The sequence below is a fragment of the Acidovorax sp. SRB_24 genome (assembly GCF_012931925.1).
The window spans coordinates 70503-91960 of record NZ_MWOM01000012.1 but is presented as its reverse complement, the minus strand read 5'-3'; the positions used below and the strand labels follow the sequence as shown (position 1 = coordinate 91960).

The window sequence follows — 21458 nt, the reverse complement described above, 5'->3', positions numbered from 1 at the left end:
GCTGGGCAGTTGGCTCGACAACGGCGAGCCCGGCCCCTTGCCGCTGCGCTTGTCGCCGCAGCTGTCGGCGCCGCCGCCAGAGGTGACGGACGCCCAGCGCGCCCAGGCTGCCGCGCTCTGGAAGGCCTTGAATACACCGGTGTCCGAGGTGCAGGAGGCGAACGCACGCCTGCGCCAGCAGCAGGGCGAGGCGGACGCTGCGCGCACCCGCGCCGCCGCAGCGCAGGCTGCTGCGGCCGAGTTGCAGCAGCGTCTGGCCCGCGATCAGGACGAGCGATTTTCTGCCAGTGTGGTGTACGCCCTCGTGGCCCTGCTGGCCGCCGCGCTGGCCGTGCTGGGGCTGTTGTGGACCCGCGCGCGCGCGCAGGCGCAGCGGGCCGAGCAGGCGTGGCGCGGCCTGGTGACGTCCAGCGCCAGCGCCGCCGAAGCCGATTGGGCCGTGCCCACCGCACCGCCACCGCCGCCGCCGCTCCTGTCCGCGGCACCGGAGCCGGCATCGCCAGCCGCCGAACCTGCGCCGGTGGCCCGTGAGCGCATGGGCCTGGCGCGCAGCATGGTCGCGGCGACCGGCTCGTCCGGGGCGTGGCCGCTGCCGGCCGCCAGCGCCCCGGCGGCGCCGGCGGAGGTGGTCAACCCCGAAGACCTGTTCGACCTGCAGCAGCAGGCCGAGTTCTTTGTCTCGGTGGGCGAGCACGACCAGGCCATCGGCGTCATGAAGCGGCACATCGCCGACAACGAGCGCAGCTCGCCGCTGGCCTATCTGGAGCTGTTGCGGCTCTACCACTCGCTCAGCCGCGTGGGCGATTTCAACAGCCTGCGTGACCAGTTCCACCGCTATTTCAACGCGCAGATTCCCGAGTTCGGCGTGTTCCACCGCGCCAGCCGCACGCTGCTGGACTGGCCCGAGGCACTGGCGCAGATCGAGGCGCTGTGGAGCGATGCCGCCGTGCTGGCGCTGCTCGATGGCCTGCTGTTTTGCCACGAGGGCACCGACACCGCGCGCTTCGACCTGGCCGCCTACGACGATCTGCTGCTGCTGTACGCCATTGCCCGCACCACGCCACCGAGGGCCCGCGGCGCGCCGCCGCCAAGGGCCCGCACTACGCCGGTGTCGGCCCCCGAACCGCTGCCGGCGCCCGAACCGCACGGGTTGACTCCGCAGGCGGCCGCGGCTGCGGCGCTCTTCGTGCCATCGGTGCCCGCCAGTCTGATGGACTACGACCTGGAGCTGGTGTCCGATTCGGGCTATGCCGCCCTCGGCCTGGATGCGCCCCTGGCAGCGCCGCAGCCGGACCCGCTCGACCTGGACTTGGACCTCGATTTGAGCGAGCCGGCCGGCGCCGACGACTGGGCGCTGCCGCCGCTGACCGGCAGCGAGCTGCCCGCGATGCCGGTGACGCCGCCGCCCCAGCGCGAGCAGCCGCGCGGCTTTGGCGCCCACAGCGACCGCGTGGAAGCGCGCTTCGACCTCGGCGACCGCTAGCCCGGCTGAGCGCATCGCGGCACTGCAGCGCGGACTATGTTTTTGGTAGCTTCAAGCGCTTGCCAGATCAGCGTTTGAGGCTGTTTTCATGGGTATTCAATGCGGCGCGTGCAGCGCCCGTTGCAGCTGCGCCGCTGCCGCCTCCGGGTCGGGCGCATTGACCAGGGCGCGCACCACCGCAATTGAGCCCACGCTCGTGGCCCGCACCTGCGCGAAATGCTCGGCACCAATGCCACCGATCGCCACCAGCGGGTAGCTTTGCATCAGGCGCGCATAGGCGGCGAGCCGGCCCAGGCCCTGCGGGGCCGTGGCCATGCGCTTGAGCGTGGTCGGGAACACCGCCCCCATGGCGACATAGCTCGGCCCCACGGCATCGGCGCGCAGCATTTCGGCATAGCCATGCGTGCTCACGCCCAGGCGCAGGCCGGCGCGGCCCAGCGTCTCCAGGTCTTCGGGGCGCATCGCGTCGAGGTCTTCCTGGCCCAGGTGTACGCCATAGGCGCCCGCGGCCACGGCCGCCTGCCAGTGGTCGTTGATGAACAGCAGCGCGCCCGTGCCCTGCACCGCGTGCACAGCGGCCTGCACCTCGTGCGCGATGGTGGCGGCGTCCTCGCTCTTGAAGCGCAGCTGCACCGTCGGCACGCCGGCGCGCGCCATGCGGCCGACCCAGGCGGCGTCGGGCAGCACCGCGTACAGGCCGAGCGCCCGCGGGCACGCGGCGAAGGCGTTTTGCTGTGGCAGCGCCTGCAGGCCGAAGTCTTGGGGCTCATCGGGCCAGGTTGCGGCATCGACAGCGCCTGTGCGCTCGGCGCGGGCCTGCCAGGCGCGCGCCAGGCAGCGGGCATCGGCGGCGATGAAGCCGAGAGCGCTGCAGGCCGCCAGCGCCGCGCGGTACACCGGAGAGGTGCCCTCGGATGCCGGGACGGGCTGTGGCGTGCTCGGCGTGAACGTGCCCGTGTGGTGGCGCACGATGTCCTGGGCCAGGGTGTCGGTGTCGATCATGGCTGGGGTCTCAGGCCGAGGGCTGCTCGTGGTGCCAGAACGGCGTGCCCAGCACCGGCGTGCTGGGCTGGGCACTGTGCTGTGGCTGCATGGCGCCGGCGCGGCGTGCGCTGCGGCCGGCCTGCACGGCGTCGGCAAAGGCGCCGGCCATCGCGACCGGGTCCTGCGCCAGCGCCACGGCGGTATTCAGCAGCACGCCGTCGTAGCCCCATTCCATCACCTGGCAGGCATGCGAGGGCAGGCCCAGGCCCGCATCGACCAGCAGCGGCACGGCCAGCCGCTCGCGCAGCACCTGCAGCGCATAGGGGTTGACGGGGCCGCGCCCGGTGCCGATCGGCGCCGCCCAGGGCATGACGGCCTGGCAGCCGACGTCGACCAGGCGCTGGCACAGCACCAGGTCTTCGGTGCAGTAGGGCAGCACGTAGAACCCGTCGCGGATGAGCTGCTCGGCCGCGGCGACCAGGTTCAGCGTGTCGGGCTGCAGCGTGTAGTCGTCGCCGATCACTTCGAGCTTGATCCACGGCGTGTTGAACACCTCGCGCGCCATGTGCGAGGTGGTGATGGCCTCCTGCACGCTGTGGCAGCCCGCGGTGTTGGGCAGCACCGGCACGTCGAGCTCGCGCAGCAGCTCCCAAAAGCTGTTGTGGCCTGCGTCCGCATCGCCGCTGCCCTGGCGGCGCAGCGAGGCCGTGACCATGGCCGGGCGGGCGCGCTGCACCGCGGCCTTGAGCGTGGCCGGCGACGGGTAGCGAGCCGTGCCCAGCAGCAGGCGGCTGGAGAAGGACTGGCCGTACAGGACCAGGGCGTCGTCAGAAGGGGTGGTGTTCATGGCAATGCGCGGCGCTAGCCGCCGGTGACGGGAGAAATGACTTCCACGCGGTCGCCCGCCTGCAGCAGGTGGCGTGCGTGCTCGGTGCTGGGCACGAAGACGGTGTTGACGGCGACCGCGAACGGCGGCCGCGCCGTGATGGCGGCCAGGGCGTCGGCCACCGTGGCGCCGTCGGGCAGCTGGTGCGGTGTCTGGTTGATGGTGATGTTCATGGCAAAGAGAGGGCGCTCGTCGCGCTGTGTAAATCCACGGCCAGGTCGAAGGCGCTGGCCAGGGGCGATTGTCCGGTCTGCAGCAGCTCCAGCACCACGTCGAGCAGGGCGGGCGCGATCATGAAGCCGTGCCGGTACAGGCCGTTGACTTCGAGCACGCGCTCCGCCGTCTGGCGGATGGCGGGCAGGTTGTCGGGCAGGGTGGGGCGGCATTGGGTGGCGATCTCGACGATGCGCGCTTCGGCAAAGCCCGAATGCACGGCGTAGGCGGCGCTGAGCAGCTCCAGCGCCGAGCGCACGCTGGCGGGCGAGAGGTCGTCGGACTCGATTTCGGTCGCGCCGATCACGAACAGGTGGTCCTGCTTGGGCGCGATGTAGATCGGGTAGCGCGGGTGCACCAGGCGCGTGGGGCGTTGCAGCGTCACCTCGGGTGCGTGCACGCGCACGACCTCGCCGCGCACACCGCGCAGCTCGCGCCACTGCGCGCGTGCGCCCAGGCCGCGGCAGTCGAGCAGCCAGTCGGGCTGGCCCGGCGTGCCGGGGGCGAAGTCGGCCGGCTCCCGCGGCGTGTTCCAGTGCACGGCCACGCCCCGCTGCGCCATCTCGCGCGCCAGCGCGTCCAGCAGCTGGCGGTTGTCGAGCTGGCCTTCGCCGGGCAGGTACATGCCCTGCGCAAAGCGCCCGGCCAGGGCCGGCTCCAGGCGCGCCATGCCGGCGCTGTCGAGCGCCTGCATGGCGGGCAGTGCCGGCAGCGCGCTGTGCGTGGTCTCGAACTGCAGGCGCAGGCGCGCCGCCTCCTGTGCATCCTGCCGGTGCCAGACCACCAACGTGCCGTTTTGCTGGAAGAACACCGGCGCTTGCAGGTCTGCCAGCAGCTGTGGCCAGCGCGTGAGCGCGTGCTGGCCCATGCGCACCACGCCGGGCTCCGTCACGGCCGACTCGGCCAGCGGCGCCAGCATGGCGGCCGCCACGCGCGCGGCGCTGCCCTGGCCGCTGGCGTCCTGCGCCTCGTACACGGCCACCGCATGGCCGGCACGCGCCAGTGACACCGCCAGCAGCCGGCCCATGAGGCCGGCGCCCAGAATCGCAAAAGAGGAAGGGTGAGCAATCATCGTTGTCCGTTGGTGTGGGTGCACGGACAAAACGGGCGGGCGCCTGTGCTGGAAACTCCCCACGCCAGCATGACCTGGATCGGGTAACGGGGCCTGCGTTGGCTCGGCCCCAGGGTGTTTCTCAGTCCGCGCCAGCCTGGCGGGACACCCCTGTTTCGTCCTGGCAAGAATTACAGCACAAGCCGCCAGCGCCCGTCTTGATGTGGCGCATAGGCCATAATTTTTGCCATGACTCAAACGACCCTCCCGGCCGCCAGGCCCGCGCGCTACGTCCGCGTGCTCTCGATTGCCGGCTCCGACAGCGGCGGTGGCGCCGGCATCCAGGCCGACCTCAAGACCTTCAGCGCGCTGGGCTGCTACGGCATGACCGCCATCAGCGCGATCACCGCGCAGAACACGCAGGGCGTGCGCGCCATCCACGGCATTCCGCCCGACATGCTGCGCGCGCAGATCGACGCCGTGGCTGAGGACATCGGCGTGGACGCCGTCAAGATCGGCATGCTGCACTCGCCCGAGGTGGTGCGCGTGGTCGTCAAGGCGATTGCCCGCCACCAGATGCTGCAGGTGGTGCTCGACCCCGTCATGGTCGCCACCAGCGGCGACCGCCTGATGTCGCAGGAGACCGTGGGCGTGCTGGTGGAGGAGCTGTTTCCGCTGGCCACCGTCGTCACGCCGAATCTTGACGAAGCGGCGCTGCTGCTGGGCCGCACCATCGACGGTGCCGATGCACTCGACGATGCGGCCAGCGCGCTGCTGGCGCTGGGCGCGCCGGCCGTGCTGCTCAAGGGCGGGCACCTGCCCGGCGACACCGTGATCGATGTGCTGGCGCTGGCCGGCGGGGGGCGGCTGCGCCTGCAGTCGCCGCGCATTGCCACGCACAACGGCCACGGCACGGGCTGCACGCTGTCGTCGGCCATTGCCGCGCACCTGGCACTGGGCCTGCCGCTGCCGCAGGCGGTGGAACAGGCGCGCGCCTACGTCCTGGGCGCGATCGCCGCCGGCGCCGCGGTGTGCACCGGGCACGGGCACGGGCCGCTGAACCACGGCTATGCGCCCGTGGCGCAGCGCGTGCTGCACCATTGAGCTGGCGGGCCCGCGAGCCCGCCCGGTCTTTGCTTACCAGCCCCAGGCCAGCCGCCGCGCGATCCAGCCCTTTTGCCCGCCTTCGCGCTGCACCTGCGCCCAATCGCCCGATTTTTTCAGCGTCTTCACGACCTCGTGCTGGTCCAGCTGGCCCACGCGCCGGTGCTGCTGGCCGGGGCCCGCGCGCAGGTTTGCCGTGTGGGCGGTGACCACCATGTGCGGCACCTTGTGGGTCAGCGGGGCATGGATCCAGCCCAGCGTGGCCTCGTAATCCTTCACCCGCAGCCACTGGCCCTTGCGCTGCAGGACCTGCAGCGGGTAGCCCGAGGCCAGCTCCCACAGCGTGGCCGAACGGGTCGTGGGCGTTTCGCGCACGTTCACGCTGGAGCCCTTCACGCTGACGAATTCTTGCGCGCGTGCGGCGGCGGCCGCGGGCAGGCTGGACAAGGCGGCGGCTGCAGCCAGGCCAAGGGCGGCCACGGAAAGCGAGAGACGGCGGGACAGAAACAGCACGGGAACAACACTCCTTTGAGACAAACGCATGGGATCCATGCGCCCGGTCCGACAGGGCGCTGCCGGTGAAGTTCCTGCACTTTCGATAAAAAGTGAGCTGCTGGCGCTGGCACAGCTTGGGTTTCAGGTGGGTTTTGCTCTGAATCCCAGGACCAGCGTGCGCACAGTGCTCATCTTTGAATAGCGCTGCGCGGGCGCGGGGGGCCGACGCGGGGCCGCGCTTGTCAGGCCTGCCGCGCGCCTGCGGCCAGCGTGCCGGCGCCGGGCCGGGTGCGCGTGGCATAGGCCAGCACGAAGCACAGCGCGAGCGTCGGCAGGGCCGAGCCCAGCGCCGGCGCGAGTCGGGGCACCAGGTGGTAGAACGCGATGCCCGCCAGCCACAGCGCGATCGGCGCGGCATGCGCCTGGCGTGCCTGCGCCAGCAAGGCCGCAGCGCTGGCGCCAAAGGCCAGGCGCCCCAGGATCACGCCAAACAGCGGCACGAAGACCGAGCTGAGCAGCAGCAGGAAGGGTTCGAGGCTGTGCATCGGCAGCACCAGCGCCAGCAGCGTGCACAGCAGCGCGATCGCGATGCCCCAGCGGCGTACGCTCCAGCGCGGCCGCAGGGCGTGGGCCGAGACGGCGCCTGAATAGGCGTCGCCATAGGCGTTGTCGACTTCGTCGATGAGGATCAGCGACAGCGCGATCAGCCCGCCCTGCGCCAGCAGCAGCGCGGTCACCAGGTCCTGGCTGGGCAGCACCAGCGCGACGAGCACGCCAAGCGCATAGCACCAGATGTTGGCCAGCGCATAGCCGGCCCAGGTGCCGCGCAGCGCCGCGCGGCCGCTGGTGCCGTGGCGCGCATAGTCGGCGACCAGCGGCAGCCAGCTGATCGGCATGGCGATCACCAGGTCGAGCGCGGGCATCACGCCCATGCCGCCTTCGCCGCGGCGCTGCCAGAGGTCTGCCAGGCCCTGTGCCTGCGCCAGCGACAGGAACTGCCAGCTCAGCCACACGAGCGACAGCACCACCAATGGCAGCGCCACGCGCGCGATGATGCGGCGCACCAGCTGCACCATGGAGCCGCTGATGAGCAGCGTCACGACACCGCCCCACAGCAGCGTGGCGAGCACCGGCCAGTGGGGCGCCAGCAGGCTGCCCGACTGGCGGCCGATGGCGACGGTGGCGTCGCGCATCACCACCAGTTCGAAGGTGCCCCAGCCGATCAGCTGCACGATGTTGAGCACGATGGGCAGGCGCGCGAACGCGCGGCCGTACACCGCGTGCATCAGCCCGGCGCTGGCCAGGCCGCTGTCGCAGCCGATCTTGGCCACCCAGCCGAGCAGGCCGGCGCCGAGCAGCGAGCCGAACACGATGGCCAGCAGCGCGTCTTGCGTGCCCATGGCGGGCATCAGGTAGGCGCCCACCTGCATCACCAGCAGGCCTACGCCCAGGCTGAACCACAGCGAGGCGTGGTCGTGCCACTGGAACACGCGCCGGTCGGCGGAAATGGGGGCCAGCGCCTCGTTGGCGGGGGTGGCGGGCTGTGTCATGAAAAGGCTCCGTGCGGTGCGCGCGCGGGGCGGGCCAAGGGCACGGCGGCCCGTGGGCGGGGCGGTGCTGTGCGGCCGGCTTCCCTGCGCGAGGATGATCTCAACAGGTTCAAAGGGACTTTCTCAGCCGCCCGGTCCTCGAAAGATCCCGGCGACACCCCCAGCGGTCGTGTCCGGCAAGCCACCGGACACGGCGCGATTGTAGGGGTGCCCCGGATGTCCTGCTGCGCGCGGGGCCGTTCACGCGCGGGCCCGCCGCCCGGCCTTCAGCGGGGCGCCAGGCGGATGGCGCCGTCGAGGCGAATCACTTCACCGTTGAGCATGTCGTTTTCGAAGATATGCCGCACCAGCTTGGCGTAGTCCTGCGGCGTGCCCAGGCGGCTCGGGAAGGGCACGCCGGCGGCCAGCGCATCCTGCACCTCCTGCGGCATGCCAAACAGCATCGGCGTGCCGAAGATGCCGGGGGCAATCGTCATGTTGCGGATGCCGCTGCGGGCCAGGTCGCGGGCGATGGGCAGGGTCATGCCGACGATGCCGCCCTTGGAGGCGCTGTAGGCGGCCTGGCCGATCTGCCCGTCGTAGGCGGCGACGCTGGCGGTGGAAATCAGCACGCCGCGCTCGCCCGTGGCTTCGGGTTCGTTCTGGGACATCGCTTCGGCCGCCAGGCGGATCATGTTGAAGCTGCCGACCAGGTTCACCGCGATGGTCTTGCTGAACGCGGCCAGGCTGTGGGCGCCGTTCTTGCCCACGGTCTTTTCGGCCGGGGCGACGCCGGCGCAGTTGACCAGGCCCATCAGCTTGCCCAGGGACACGGCCTGCGCCACCACGGCCTGGCCGTCGGCTTCGCTGCTGACGTCGCAGCGCACGAAGGCGCCGCCAATGTCCTGGGCCACCGCCGCGCCCTTGTCCGCCTGCATGTCCGCGATGACGACCTTGCCGCCCTGCGCGGCCAGCATGCGTGCCGTGCCTTCGCCCAGGCCCGATGCGCCGCCGGTCACGATGAATACCTTGCCCTGAATGTCCATGCCGTATCTCCAGTGAATGACGTTGACGTAAACGTAAATTATGGCGGATGCGGCACGCGAAAAAAAGCCCGGCAGGGCCGGGCGCGGGGAGGGGTGCAGGGCTTATTTGAAGCCGACGCGGTCCAGCATCTGCTGCACCTTGGTCATGTTGGCGCCCACGGCGCTGATCGGGATGGTCTCGCTCTTGAACGGCTTGCCGCCGGTCATGGCCTTGAGCGCGGGGTTGGCGATGTCCACGCCCTTGGCGGCGGGCCATTCGTTGTTGCCGTTGGCAAAATAGTTCTGCGCTTCAGGGCTCGCGAGGTACTCCATGAACTTGATTGCGTTGGCGCGGTGCTTGGCGTACTTGGCGACGGCGCCGCCCGCGATGTTCAAGTGCGTGCCCCACGACTGCTGGTTCGGAAACACCACGCCGACCTTGTTGGCCACGGCAATGTCTTCGGGTTTGTCCGAGCGCATCAGGCGCGCCAGGTAGTAGCTGTTGGTCACGCCGATCTGGCATTCACCCGACGCCACGGCCTTGATCTGGTCGGTGTCGCCGCCCTTGGGGTCGCGCGCCAGGTTGGCCACCATGCCCTTGAGCCACTCCTGCGTCTTTTGCTCGCCCATGTGCTCGGTAACGGCGCCAAACAGGCTCAGGTTGTAGGGGTGCGAGCCCGAGCGGATGCACAGCTTGCCCTTGTTCTTCGGGTCGCCCAGCTCCTCGTAGGTGTCCACGTCCTCGGGGTTCATCTTGACCTTGTTGTAGACGATGACGCGCGCGCGGGTCGACAGGCCGAACCACGAAATGCCGCCGTCTGCGGCCGGCAGGCTGCGCAGGTTGGCCGGGATGGCGTCTTCGAGCACCTTGGACCTGATCGGCTGGAACAGCCCGTCGACCTCGCCGCGGTACAGGCGCGCCGCGTCGACCAGCAGGATCACATCGGCGGGGGAGGCCGAGCCCTCGGCCTTCAGGCGTGCCAGGATCCCGGCATCGTCGGCATCGACGCGGTTGATCTTGATGCCCGTGGCTTGGGTGAAGCCGCTGTAGAGCGCTTCATCGGTGGCGTAGTGGCGTGCCGAATAGAGGTTGACGACGTTCTCTTGGGCCTGCACGAAACCGCTGGCTGCGAGCAGGAAACAGGCTGCTGCGGCAGCCGTGGAGATTTTTTTCATGGGAAGGGCGAAGGAGGAATGGTAACGGGTGCAATGGTAAAGCAAACGCGAACCATTCGCAATACTGCCTGCGCGGTTGTGTTTTTTCGGCGGCACCCGGTCCCTGGGTCGCGCAAAAAAAAGCCCGGTCGAGACCGGGCTTGAACGAATCCCTGAAACCCGTGTTTCGAGAGGATCCGAGGAGACAACTGGGGTCCCGGCGGCGCCGGGACAGTGTTCGCATTATCAGGGTAATCCCTGCTTTGTGTCCAGCGCCTTGTGGCTGGACAGGCGCATGGCTCAGCGCTGCTTGCGGGCACCCGCAGCCGACTTGGCTGCGTCGGCGGCCGTGGTGGCCACGGCGTTGAAGTTGGCTTCAGCGGCGTCGGTGGCCTGCTTGACGGCCTTTTGCACCGATTCGAACGCGTTGTTGGCGGCCGACACGGCGCTCTTCATCACGGCCACGGCCGTTTCCGAGCCGGCGGGTGCGTTCTTCGACGCCGAGTCCACCAGGGTGGCGAAGTTCTTCTGCACTTCGGCGGTCTGCGACTCGACGGCCTTGCTGAATTCACCGCCGGTGCCCGAGGCGATGTCGTACAGGTGGCGGCTGTAGGAAGCTGCCTTCTCGGCCAGGGGCTGGAACAGGCCGGCCTGCAGGGCGATCAGTTCTTGTGCGTCCTTGACGCTGAGCACGGCCTGGGCGTGGCTGGCGGCCTCGTTCAGTGCGGCGCGCGAAGCGGTCACGTTCAGTTCGACCAGCTTTTCCACGCCTTCAAAGGCTTTGCTGGTCAGACCAAACAGGGTTTCGATGTTGGCTTTGTGTGCGGCCAGGATTTGTTCAGCGGTCAGGGACATGTGAGATCTCCAAAAGAAAGGAAAAGTCGAAAGCGACTGTGGTTCACAAATATCTGCGCTGGCATGCTTTCCGGGCCATGTTGCAGTGCAGCATAGTGCGGATTCTAGGGGCGACGGTGGCCGACACGCAAGCACTTTTTGTTGCGTTGCAACAAATTACGTTTTCTGTCCTTTGTTACGTCAAAACGACGGACTGCGGTCCCTTGCCGGAGGGCCTGTTGCCGCGCTGGCAAAATCCACGGCCATGAACACGACAGCGACCCCGGCGCGCCCTGCGCCCCAGCCGCGCAGCGCCTACGCCGCCTTTCGCCCCATCAGCACGCGCTGGGCCGACAACGATGTGTATGGGCATGTGAACAACGTCGTCTATTACAGCTGGTTCGACACCGCGGTGAACGCCCACCTGATCGAGCAGGGCGCGCTCGACATCCACGCGGGCCGGACCATCGGGCTGGTGGTCGAGACGCAGTGCAACTACTTTGCCCCGCTCGCCTTTCCGCAAACGGTGGAAGCGGGCATCCGCGTGGCGCGCCTGGGCAGCACGAGCGTGCGCTATGAAGTGGGGCTGTTCGCCCAGGGCGAGGCGCTGACGGCGGCGGCCGGGCATTTCATCCATGTGTACGTGGACCGCGCCACGCGCCGGCCCGCCGCGCTGTCACCGCGCCTGCACGGCGTGTTGCAGGCGCTGGTGCTGCCGGGCTGATATTTTGCTCTGGTATCAGGAGCTGCCAGCACATTCTGGGTATGCGCTCAAGCCGGTTTTGACCATATTTTTTTCGCAGCGGGCAGGGCGCGTTGCGATTGGCCTGGCGTGTCCGGGCCATGGCCTACACTTTCGCGTTGCCCGCGGCCGACGCGGCCAGGCGCTCGGGGCGCTGGCAGCGCATGCTGTGGCGCGGTACGCCGCGCCGGCCTGCCGTCCACAGCCCATTTCCGTGCGCCTGTTTTCAATATAACGAGGGAGACCCACGCATGAAGCATTTCCGCTGGCTGCTCATGGCCACACTGTCGGCCTTGCCCGGCCTGGCGCTGGCCGCCGACATCGATGGCAGCCGCCTGGCCCTGTGGTGGGGCGTGCCGTTTGCCGGCGTTCTGCTGTCGATCGCGCTTCTGCCGCTGCTGGCACCCATTTTCTGGCACCACCATTACGGCAAGGTGGTGGCGGGCTGGGCGCTGGCCTTTCTGCTGCCGTTTGCCGCGGTCTTCGGCCCGGCGGCGGCCGGCGCGAGCCTGGTGCATGCGCTGCTGGCCGAATACATTCCGTTCGTGATCCTGCTGACGGCGCTGTTCACGGTGGCGGGCGGCATCTACATCCGCGGCAACCTGCAGGGCAGCCCCGGGCTCAATACCGCCATCCTGGCCATCGGCGCCGTGCTGGCCAGCTTCATGGGCACGACCGGGGCGTCGATGCTGCTGATCCGCCCGCTGATCCGCGCCAACGACCAGCGCAAGCATTGCGCGCACGTGGTGATCTTTTTCATCTTCATCGTCTCCAACGCCGGCGGCTCGCTGACGCCGCTGGGCGACCCGCCGCTGTTCCTGGGCTTCCTCAAGGGCGTCGACTTCTTCTGGACCGTGGCCCACATCTTCCAGGAGACGCTGTTCCTGGTCGGCGTGCTGCTGGCGCTGTTCTATGCGCTCGACACCTGGTACTTCCGCCGCGAAGGCCAGGGCGGCGGGCAGCGCCGCGACCCGACGCCCGACACGCGCACGATCGGCTTCGATGGCAAGGTCAACTTCGCGCTGCTGGGCGTGGTGGTGGCGCTGGTGCTGCTCAGCGGTTTCTGGAAGTCGCCCGTGGTGTTCGACGTCGCGGGCACGCCCGTCGGCCTGCCGGGCCTGGTGCGTGACGTGGGCTTGGTCATCGTCACGCTGGTGTCGCTGTGGCTCACGCCCGCGCAGGTGCATGCCGACAACCAGTTCGGCTGGGGGCCCATGCAGGAAGTGGCCAAGCTGTTCGCCGGCATCTTTCTGACCATCATTCCGGTCATCGCCATGCTCAAGGCCGGCGTGGGCGGGCCCTTTGGCGCCATCGTCGCAGCCGTCACGCGCCCCGATGGCGCGCCCGATCCGGCGATGTACTTCTGGGCGTCGGGGCTGCTGTCCTCGTTCCTCGACAACGCGCCGACCTACCTGGTGTTCTTCAACACCGCCGGCGGCAATCCGGCCGAGCTCATGACCACGCTGGCGCCCACGCTAGCCGCCATCTCGGCGGGCGCCGTGTTCATGGGCGCCAATACCTACATAGGCAACGCGCCCAACCTGATGGTCAAGGCCATCGCCGAGGACCGCGGCGTCAAGATGCCGAGCTTCTTCGGCTACATGCTGTGGTCCTGCGGCATCCTGGTGCCGCTGTTCATCCTGATGACCTTCGTCTGGTTCCGCTGAAACTGAAAGAAAGCCCGCCATGAACAAACCCCGCATCCTGATCGCCCGTGCGATCTTTCCCGAAGTGGTCGAGCGGCTCGCGCAGCACTTCGAAGTCGAAGCCAATCCCGAGGACGCCCTCTGGTCGCCACAGGAGCTGGCCGAACGCCTGGCCGACAAGGATGGCGCCCTCACCACCGGCAGCCAGCGCATCGACTCCGAACTGATCGCCGCCTGCCCGCGCCTGAAGATCGCGGCCAACATGGCCGTGGGCTACAACAACTTCGACGTCGAGGCCATGACCGCCGCGGGCGTGCAGGGCACCAACACGCCCGATGTGCTGACCGAGACCACGGCCGACTTCGGCTTCGCGCTGCTCATGGCGACCGCGCGGCGCATGGCCGAGTCCGAGCATTACCTGCGCGCCGGGAAATGGAACAAATGGAGCTACGACATGTTCGCCGGCACCGAAGTGCACGGCAGCACGCTGGGCATCATCGGCATGGGCCGCATCGGCCAGGGCATTGCCAAGCGCGGCGCGCACGGCTTCGGCATGGACGTGGTCTACCACAACCGCTCGCAGCTCTCGCCCGAACTCGAGGCCGAGTGCAAGGCCCGCTATGTCGGCAAGGAAGAGCTGCTGCGCAGCGCCGACCACGTGGTACTGGTGCTGCCCTACACCGCCGAGTCGCACCACACCATCGGTGCGGCCGAGCTGGCGCTGATGAAGCCCACGGCCACGCTGGTCAACATCGCGCGCGGCGGCATCGTGGACGACGCGGCCCTGGCGCACGCGCTGCGCACGCGCCAGATCGCGGCGGCCGGGCTCGATGTGTTCGAGGGCGAGCCCAGCGTGCACCCCGACCTGCTCACGGTGCCTAACGTCGTGCTGACGCCGCACATCGCCAGCGCCACCGTGGCCACGCGCTTGGCGATGGCCAACCTGGCCGCCGAAAACCTGATCGCGTTCTTTGACGGGCGCGGCGCGCTCACCCCCGTGAACCGCGTCGGCGACTGAATTGCATAATTGGCAGTCAAATATGCCTCCAGCCCTTATGGGGCATGCGTTGACAGCTATTGAAACAAGAGTGAACTGCCTTTGACTACCGACACCCTCGTTCTCGCCGCCCTGCTGCTGCTCGTGGTCGTTCTGCTGGCGCTGCTGCTGTGGCGCCGCCCGCGCGTGGAACTGCCGCCCGAATGGGGAGCGCGCCTGCAGGCCCTGGAAGCCACGGCCCAGTCCACCCAGCTGGCGGTGGCCAAGAACGACGGCGCGCTCGACGGCATGGGCCAGCAGCTGCGCGGCTCCACGCAGGCCATGCAGGGCACGCTCGATTCGCTGCGCCATGCGGTGGACGAGCGCCTGGCGCAGGCGGTGGCCGAGTCGCGCACCGGGCGTGCCGAGCTGTCGGACACCCTGGCGGGCTTTCGCACCGAGCTGATGCAGACCACGGCGGCGCTGGCGGCCGAGAGCGTGAAGTCGCGCCAGGCCATGGCCGAGAGCACGCAGCTATTCGAGCAGCGCATCCAGGAGCGCTTCGAGGCGCTCACGGGCGCCACGCGGCAGACGCTCGACTCGCTCAAGGGCGACATCCAGAGCCAGCTCGGCACCATGTCCACGGCGCTCAAGGACCAGCTCGAAGGCAACGGCCACCAGATCAAGAACCAGTTCTCGGTGCTGCAGGACGCGGTCTCGCAGCAGCTCGCCGGGCTGGTGCAGGGCAGCCAGCACAACGCCGAGCAGCTGCGCACGGCGCTCAACGAGCGCCTGGCCGCCATCCAGGCCGACAACTCGACCAAACTCGAAGAAATGCGCCGCACGGTGGACGAAAAGCTGCACGCCACGCTCGAGCAGCGCCTGGGCGAGTCGTTCAAGCTGGTCAGCGACCGGCTCGAACAGGTGCACAAGGGCCTGGGCGAGATGCAGACGCTGGCCGGCAGCGTCGGCGACCTCAAGCGCGTGATGACCAACGTGAAGATGCGCGGCACCTGGGGCGAGCTGCAGCTGGGCGCCATCATCGAGAACGTGCTCACGCCCGGCCAGTACGCGCGCAACGTCAAGACCGTGCCGGGCAGCGATGAGCTGGTCGAGTTCGCGATCCGCCTGCCGGGCCAGAGCGACGAGCAGCCGGTGTGGCTGCCGATCGATTCCAAGTACCCGGTGGAGCAGTACCAGCGCCTGATGGACGCGCACGACACGGCCGACAAGTCGGCCATTGCGTCGGCCGGCAATGCGTTCGAGACCTCGATCAAGCTCGAAGCGCGCAAGATCTATGGCAAATACGTCTCGCCCCCGCACACCACCGACTTCGCCGTGCTCTACCTGCCCACCGAAGGGCTGTTCGCCGAAGTCATGCGCCGCCCCGGCCTGGTCGAGGCGGTGCAGAACGACTGCCGCATGATGATCACGGGCCCGGCCAACCTGGCGGCCATGCTCAGCAGCCTGCAGATGGGTTTCAAGACGCTGGCGATCGAGAAGCGCTCGTCCGAAGTCTGGAACATGCTGGGCCAGGTCAAGACCGAGTTCGCCAAGTTCGGCGACGTGGTCGAGGCCACCAAGAAGTCGATCGACGCGGCCGCCAAGAAGTTTGACGAGGTGGGGGTGCGCACGCGCGCCATCCAGCGGCGCTTGCGCGACGTGCAGGCCCTTCCGGCCCCTGAAGAGGGCGGGCTGCTGGTCGCCGCGCCCGAAACGGCCATGCCGGCCGCGCCTTCGCCGAGCGAAGGCGAGTGACATGAACGCCGCGCTGGCCCGTCTGATCGCGGGACAGGTCTGCGTGCATGCCTGCATGGCCGGCATGCGCATGGCTGCGCCGCTGCTGGCGCTGCGCGCGGGCTACAGCGCAGCGGCCGTGGGCGTGCTGCTGGCGCTGTTTGCGCTGACCCAGGTGTTCTTGGCGCTGCCCGCGGGGCGCTATGCCGACCGCCATGGACTGCGCCGTCCGGTGGGCTTTTGCGTGGTGGCGGCCGCCAGCGGCGCGGGGCTCGCGCTGGCATTTCCGGTGTTCGAGGTGCTGTGCGCGGCGGCCTTGCTCACGGGCGGCGCCACGGGTGCGGCCACGATCGCGCTGCAGCGCCACGTCGGCCGGGCCGCCCACAGCGCCACGCAACTCAAGCAGGTGTTCAGTTGGCTGGCGATCGGACCGGCCATCTCCAACTTCATCGGCCCCTTCTTTGCCGGCCTGATGATCGACCATGCGGGCAGCGCCGCCGGCAGCCTCGGCGGCTTTCGCTGGGCGTTCGCGCTGCTGGCGGTGCTGCCGCTGGCCACCTGGTTCTGGGTGCGCCACACGGTGGAGCTGCCGCCCGTGATCGCCGCCACGGGCGGGCCGCAGCAGCGCGTGTGGGACCTGTTGCGCGAGCCGCGCTTTCGCCGCCTGATGCTGGTCAACTGGGTGCTGTCGTCCTGCTGGGACGTGCACACCTTCGTCGTGCCGCTGCTGGGCTACGAGCGGGCACTGAGCGCGTCGGTCATCGGCACCATCCTGGGGGCCTTCGCCATTGCCGCGGCGCTGGTGCGCATGGCGATGCCGCTGGTGGCGCAGTGGCTGCGCGAATGGGCGGTGATCGCCGGCGCCATGGTCGCCACCGCGGCGTTGTTTGCGGTCTATCCGCTGCTGACCACGGCCTGGTCGATGGGCCTGTGCTCGGTGCTGCTGGGCCTGTCGCTGGGCTCGGTGCAGCCGATGATCATGAGCATGCTGCACCAGATCACGCCCGAGCAGCGGCACGGCGAGGCCCTGGGCCTGCGCCTCATGGCCATCAACGCCTCCAGCGTGATGATGCCCCTGCTGTTTGGCACCGCCGGCGCGCTGATCGGCGTGGCGGGCCTGTTCTGGGTGGTGGGCACGGGCGTGGGGCTGGGATCGCGGCTGGCCTGGCTGCTGCGGCCGCCGGCCCGCGCGCGGGACTGATGCCCGCCAGCGAAGCCGGCACGGAGCACGGTTGATCTGGAACGGAAATCAGCTGGCGAGCTGGTAGAACTCGCGGATCCAGCGCCAGGCCTCCTGTGGCTCGTCGGTGTACCGGAACAGCTCCAGGTTTTCGCGCGAAATGGTGCCTTCCTCGACCAGCACGTCAAAGTCGATGAGCCGTTTCCAGTAGGCGGTGCCGAACAGCACGATCGGCAGCTGCTTGGCCTTCTTGGTCTGCACCAGGGTCAGCACCTCGAACAGCTCGTCCAGCGTGCCAAAACCGCCTGGAAACGCGACCAGGGCCTTGGCGCGCATCATGAAATGCATCTTGCGCAGCGCAAAGTAGTGGAACTTGAAGCTCAGCGTGGGCGAGATGAAGCGGTTGCCGCTTTGCTCGTGCGGCAGCGTGATGTTGAGCCCCACGTTGAGTGCGCCTTCGTCGCTGGCGCCGCGGTTGGCCGCCTCCATGATGCCGGGGCCGCCGCCGGTGCAGATGTAGAGCCGGTTGTCAGGGAGCTGGCGGTTGCTGTGTTCGGCCACCAGGCGCGCGAACTGGCGCGCCTTGTTGTAGTAGCCGGCATTGCGCACGGCGCGCTCTGCCAGCGCCAGGCGCTCGGCATCGCCGCTGGCCTGCGCCTGGGCCAACTGCTGCGCGGCTTCGTCGGGGGCCACAAAACGCGCACTGCCATAGACGACGATGGTGTTCTGGATGCCCTGTTCGGCCTGGCCCAGCTCGGGCTTGAGCAATTCGAGTTGCAAGCGGATGCCGCGCGTCTCGCGCCGGAACAGGAATTCGGGGTCGGCAAAGGCGAGCCGGTTGGAATTGGCCTCCAGCGGGTTGCCGTTGGTGGACTGGTTGTGCAGTTCGTCCCAGACATCGGAGAGACTGCGTTCATTGAGTTGGGTGGTGGCGTCCATGGCGTGATTGTGGCGGGGATTTTGCAGGCACCGGAGGGGCGCAAGCAAAAGGGGAGGCCGGGACCAGGGGCCATGTGGGCGCCACGCGCCCGGGTTATGGCAGCGCCAGAAGGCTGTCGATGCGGTAGCGGGGCAGGCCGAGCAGGCTGGGGGACACAGCCGACAGGATGGGGTAGTTGGCTGTCCGCGTCTGCTCCTCGAAGGACTGCGCGAACGCCCGCACGGCAGCGACGTCGCCGGCGGTTTCCGGGCGGCTGAGCGAGTGTTCTGCATCGGCCAGGGAGCGCAGGACCTCGGCGCGGGCGGCATCGCTCTGCTGGGCTGCCCGCACGATCTGCGGCAAGGCCTGGCGCAGGCCGCTCGGCCCGTCGAGCTCCCAGGCGCCCGGATCGATGATGGCCGGCTCGGGCTCCGCCCGTACCCGTGCGAACTGCCCGGTGGGAAAACGCTTGCCATCGCCCTTGATGGCCAGGCTGTCGCGCACCTGCGGCCACTGCGACTCCGGTACGGTGAAGTAATCCAGTTGGCCCTGGGCGTTGGGGCTCACCTGGATGCCGGCGGGAACCAGCGCCCGGTTGAACCGGCCTGCGAGCGCGGCCGGTGGCAGGCCGGCTTCGATCCGCAGCGACATGGTGTGCCGGGGTGCCCCGTTGAGTGAAAAGACCAGGGTCTCCTGGCCGCTGGCCTGCAAGCTTTGCTGGTCCAGGCCGCGAATCCGAAAGCGCTGCCGCGCCGGAGTGTCACCGCTGTACGCGAGCTGGGCGTCCAGGCGGTGGCCGCTGTGCTCGGCCCGGTCCTTCCACAGCTGCGCGAGGCGGTGCTGCTGTTTCTCCAGCGCGCCTTCGCGCACGTAGCTGCCGGCGAGCTTGAGGCTGAGCTGGGCCTTGACGTCCTGCAGTTGCGACGACAGCTCATCCAGAAAGGCCAGCGCCTGCTGGGCGCTGGCCACCTTTGCGTTGAGCTCCGGCGCCCAGACCCCCAGGCCCTGCCGTGGTGTGGGGGCAGCCATGCTCCGCAGGAGCGGTGCCGCCGGCATTGTCGGTGCCACTGGCACAGTGGAGCGCTGCGCCGCGCCGGTGGCTGGAAGCTGGGCTTGCAGGGAGGGAGAGCGGTCTGCGCTGGAGAGGGGCGTGAGCTGCATGGAGGCGGAGGCGGGGTGCGCGGTCAGAGAAGGTCGAACAGCGACAGGCCGCTGACCTTGCTGTAGGCCTTCTGTGTGGCTTGCAGCGCCGTGCTGTAACCCGACAGGCGTGTGGCGGCTTCTCCGTAGTCCAGTTGCCCGAGGGTGATCATGGCCTGCTGGTTCGACACGCTGACGTTGCCGTGGTTGCTGTCCAGCGTGGCAAGGATGTTCTGGGTGCCGCCGAGGCCGGCGATCTTGCCGCTGACCGACGAGAGCGCATCGTCCAGGGCCTTGATGGTGTCGCCCACGGTATCGCCGGTGTTCATTCCGGTGGTTTGCAGGGTGGTGGCCGTGCGGTCCAGTGAATTGAGCAGAGCGGCCATCTCAGACAGCGTGACGTTGGCCGTCTGCGTGATGCCATGGCCCACGACGACCTGTTGCGGCGCGGTGTTGCCCGTGAACGTATAGCGGGCGCCCAGGGGCTGGGTATCGTCGTAGGTGACCGTGTCCGTTGCGCTGACCGTGCCGGAGAACAGGTAGCGGCCCTCCTGGTCCTTGCTGTTGCTGCTGTAGAAAAGGCTGTCGCGCAGGGCCGTCAGAGAGCTTGCCATCGCCTTCACGTCTTCCGAGGTGTTGCTGCCGTCCCGGGCCCACACCAGCAGATCGCGCACCTGCAGCATGTCCTGCACCATGCTGCCGAGCGCCGTTTCATTCTGCATGAGGCGGGTGCTGAGCGCGCTGATGTTGTCGCGGTATTGCGTGAGCGCGGCATCCTCGCGCGCCATGCGCGACAGGCGGACGTTGGAGATCGGGTCGTCGGAGGGTTGCAGCAGGCGCTGCCCGGAGGACATTTGCTGCATGACATGCTCCAGCCGGGCATTGGCGTTCTGCAGCGCCGTGTTCATGGTGGCGTGAAACTGGGTGGTGGCGATGCGCATGTTCTGCCCTTAGTTCATCATGGCCAGCGTGCTGTCGAACAGCTGGTTGGCAACGGCAATGACTTTCATGTTGGCCTGGTACATCTGCTGGAACTGCACCAGGTTTATGGCCTCTTCGTCAGAGTTCACCCCGCTGGTGTTCTTCCAGTTGGCCACGGCGTAGTTGCGCACGGTTTCCGTCACGCTCAGCGCGCTGTGGTTCTGCTGGCTGTCCGTGCCCAGCTTGCTGACCAGTTGCGTGTAGGCGTCACCCATCAGCACGCTGCCCAGGGTGCCGACTGCAATGGGCTGGTTCTTCAGGTCGATCAATTGCAGCAAGTTGGCGCTGTCGCCCTGCAGTGCCGGGTCAGCAGAAAAGCCCAGGTCCTGTGGCGTGAGGCCGGCCGTGACCTGCAGCATGCCGGACGTGCTGCTGGCATTGAAGACGAACAGCGGTTTGCCGGACTCCGGTGTGGCCGCCGTGCTGCCCATGGAGTACCCAGCGGTCAGCGTGTCATTGAACTTCTTGCTGATCTCACCGGCCATGTCGGTGACCGACTGGGCCAGGGGCACCAGCACCTTGTCTTCATAGCTGGCCAGCCCGCCGAGCTGGCCGCCCAGGTCGGTGCCGGTCACGCCGAAGGATTGGGTGGCGAACTGGACCACCAGCGATTGCCCGCCGCCAGTGAGGGGCTTCACTTCCAGCGTGGCCGCCATCGATCCCGCCACCAGGGGCTGGCCGCCGCGCAGCGAGACGCTGCGCGAGCCATCGGGCTGGTTCACGACCTGGACTCCGACCAGGGCAGCGAGCGCGTCGATCTTGTTGTCGCGCTCGTCCATGAGGCCGGACGGGCTGGCCCCTGTGGCCGAGGCGGAAGCGATCTTTTCGTTGAGCTTGGCGATGTCGGTGGCCAGGGCATTGACTTGGGCCACCGTGGTGCTGCGCTGCTGCGCAACCGATGCGCGCTGGCCCGAGAGCACCTGGTTGAGACTGTTGAAGCGCTGGGCCAGGGCCTCGGCAGAGCTGATGACCTGCTGGCGCAGCGGGCTGGACGTGGGCTCCACGCTGGCCGCGTTCAGGGCGCTGAAGAAGGCGTCCAGGCCGCTGTTGATGGAGGCACTGTCGTCGCCCATGACCTGCTCGAGCTGGGTCAGGTAGGGCTGGGTGGTGGCGTGCTGGCCGAGGTTGGAGGCCGCGTTCCACATTTGCAGGTTCTTGTAGTCGTCGCTGAAGCGGAACAGCGACGGGATGTTGACGCCGTCGCCGGCCGCGAACGGGCCCGAGCGCGAAGGCTGGGCCGAGGTCAGCAGGATGCCCTGGCGGGTGTAGCCCGGCGTCATGAGGTTGGCGACGTTCTGGCTGGCGACGGTCAGGGCCGCTTGCGCCGCCAGCGTGCCGGACAGGGCGTTGTTGATCATGCTCATGGAATGGGCGCTTT

Annotated in this window: 20 protein-coding genes and 2 riboswitches; of the genes, 7 read left to right on the top strand and 13 right to left on the bottom strand. The window is 68.7% G+C overall.

From position 1 onward, the window contains the following. Positions 1-1483 (top strand): hypothetical protein (locus B2J89_RS06485; RefSeq protein ID WP_169168410.1); only part of this gene is annotated, 1483 nt, incomplete at its 5' end. A 96-nt stretch (positions 1484-1579) separates the two neighbouring features. Here B2J89_RS06485 and B2J89_RS06480 read toward each other — a convergent pair. From B2J89_RS06480 to B2J89_RS06465, 4 genes are read right to left on the bottom strand one after another with little or no spacing between them, the layout of a single operon-like run. After that, the gene (locus B2J89_RS06480) at positions 1580-2485 is read right to left on the bottom strand and encodes a thiamine phosphate synthase (protein ID WP_169168409.1); all 906 of its coding nucleotides are present in this window, start codon (positions 2483-2485) and stop codon (positions 1580-1582) included. 10 nt (positions 2486-2495) lie between these two features. After that, the gene (locus B2J89_RS06475; protein ID WP_169168408.1) at positions 2496-3314 is read right to left on the bottom strand and encodes a thiazole synthase; all 819 of its coding nucleotides are present in this window, start codon (positions 3312-3314) and stop codon (positions 2496-2498) included. Between the two features lie 14 nt (positions 3315-3328). After that, positions 3329-3526 (bottom strand): sulfur carrier protein ThiS, encoded by a 198-nt coding sequence (gene thiS, locus B2J89_RS06470; protein ID WP_169168407.1) that lies wholly within the window; start codon positions 3524-3526, stop codon positions 3329-3331. Beyond that, positions 3523-4638, bottom strand: a complete 1116-nt coding sequence (locus tag B2J89_RS06465; RefSeq protein ID WP_169168406.1) for an FAD-dependent oxidoreductase — start codon at positions 4636-4638, stop codon at positions 3523-3525. Before B2J89_RS06465 ends, thiS begins: the two co-directional genes overlap by 4 nt. Positions 4639-4677: 39 nt before the next feature. Continuing rightward, positions 4678-4800: riboswitch (TPP riboswitch) on the bottom strand. A gap of 66 nt (positions 4801-4866) precedes the next feature. Between B2J89_RS06465 and thiD the strand changes: the two genes are divergently transcribed. Beyond that, complete coding sequence (thiD, locus tag B2J89_RS06460) at positions 4867-5721, top strand: bifunctional hydroxymethylpyrimidine kinase/phosphomethylpyrimidine kinase (protein ID WP_169168405.1); 855 nt, start codon at positions 4867-4869, stop codon at positions 5719-5721. A gap of 33 nt (positions 5722-5754) precedes the next feature. Here the strand turns inward: thiD and B2J89_RS06455 are convergent, their stop codons facing one another. The 5 genes from B2J89_RS06455 to B2J89_RS06435 form a co-directional block, all read right to left on the bottom strand. Continuing rightward, the gene (locus B2J89_RS06455) at positions 5755-6201 is read right to left on the bottom strand and encodes an SH3 domain-containing protein (RefSeq protein ID WP_371809045.1); all 447 of its coding nucleotides are present in this window, start codon (positions 6199-6201) and stop codon (positions 5755-5757) included. 257 nt (positions 6202-6458) lie between these two features. Beyond that, positions 6459-7766, bottom strand: coding sequence for a cytosine permease (locus tag B2J89_RS06450; RefSeq protein ID WP_169168403.1), 1308 nt, complete (start codon positions 7764-7766; stop codon positions 6459-6461). Positions 7767-7830: 64 nt separating this feature from the next. Continuing rightward, positions 7831-7938, bottom strand: a riboswitch (TPP riboswitch). Between the two features lie 94 nt (positions 7939-8032). Next, a complete protein-coding gene (locus B2J89_RS06445) occupies positions 8033-8791 on the bottom strand; it encodes a 3-hydroxyacyl-CoA dehydrogenase (protein ID WP_169168402.1) in 759 nt (252 codons plus the stop codon). Between the two features lie 102 nt (positions 8792-8893). Next, complete coding sequence (locus tag B2J89_RS06440; protein ID WP_169168401.1) at positions 8894-9946, bottom strand: extracellular solute-binding protein; 1053 nt, start codon at positions 9944-9946, stop codon at positions 8894-8896. A 279-nt stretch (positions 9947-10225) separates the two neighbouring features. Further along, a complete protein-coding gene (locus tag B2J89_RS06435) occupies positions 10226-10780 on the bottom strand; it encodes a phasin family protein (protein WP_169168400.1) in 555 nt (184 codons plus the stop codon). 244 nt (positions 10781-11024) lie between these two features. Here B2J89_RS06435 and B2J89_RS06430 point away from each other — a divergent pair, with 244 nt between their 5' ends. The 5 genes from B2J89_RS06430 to B2J89_RS06410 all read left to right on the top strand — a co-directional run bounded on the left by B2J89_RS06430 (position 11025) and on the right by B2J89_RS06410 (position 17061). Further along, the gene (locus tag B2J89_RS06430; protein ID WP_169168399.1) at positions 11025-11483 is read left to right on the top strand and encodes a thioesterase family protein; all 459 of its coding nucleotides are present in this window, start codon (positions 11025-11027) and stop codon (positions 11481-11483) included. Between the two features lie 269 nt (positions 11484-11752). After that, the gene (locus B2J89_RS06425; protein ID WP_169168398.1) at positions 11753-13168 is read left to right on the top strand and encodes a sodium:proton antiporter; all 1416 of its coding nucleotides are present in this window, start codon (positions 11753-11755) and stop codon (positions 13166-13168) included. Between the two features lie 19 nt (positions 13169-13187). Next, positions 13188-14165, top strand: coding sequence for a D-glycerate dehydrogenase (locus B2J89_RS06420; protein ID WP_169168397.1), 978 nt, complete (start codon positions 13188-13190; stop codon positions 14163-14165). Between the two features lie 81 nt (positions 14166-14246). After that, positions 14247-15881 (top strand): DNA recombination protein RmuC, encoded by a 1635-nt coding sequence (gene rmuC / locus B2J89_RS06415; RefSeq protein ID WP_169168396.1) that lies wholly within the window; start codon positions 14247-14249, stop codon positions 15879-15881. A 1-nt stretch (position 15882) separates the two neighbouring features. Continuing rightward, a complete protein-coding gene (locus tag B2J89_RS06410) occupies positions 15883-17061 on the top strand; it encodes an MFS transporter (RefSeq protein WP_169168395.1) in 1179 nt (392 codons plus the stop codon). Between the two features lie 48 nt (positions 17062-17109). On the opposite strand, the gene B2J89_RS06405 is transcribed toward B2J89_RS06410, so the two are convergent. From B2J89_RS06405 to flgK, 4 genes are all read right to left on the bottom strand, one after another. Beyond that, the gene (locus B2J89_RS06405) at positions 17110-17979 is read right to left on the bottom strand and encodes a TIGR00730 family Rossman fold protein (protein WP_169168394.1); all 870 of its coding nucleotides are present in this window, start codon (positions 17977-17979) and stop codon (positions 17110-17112) included. 94 nt (positions 17980-18073) lie between these two features. Next, positions 18074-18988, bottom strand: a complete 915-nt coding sequence (locus B2J89_RS06400; RefSeq protein WP_169168393.1) for a hypothetical protein — start codon at positions 18986-18988, stop codon at positions 18074-18076. A 155-nt stretch (positions 18989-19143) separates the two neighbouring features. Next, on the bottom strand, positions 19144-20040 hold the full coding sequence (flgL, locus tag B2J89_RS06395) for a flagellar hook-associated protein FlgL (RefSeq protein ID WP_169168392.1): 897 nt from the start codon (positions 20038-20040) through the stop codon (positions 19144-19146). A gap of 9 nt (positions 20041-20049) precedes the next feature. Then, a complete protein-coding gene (gene flgK / locus B2J89_RS06390; RefSeq protein WP_169168391.1) occupies positions 20050-21444 on the bottom strand; it encodes a flagellar hook-associated protein FlgK in 1395 nt (464 codons plus the stop codon). Positions 21445-21458 lie beyond the last annotated feature (14 nt).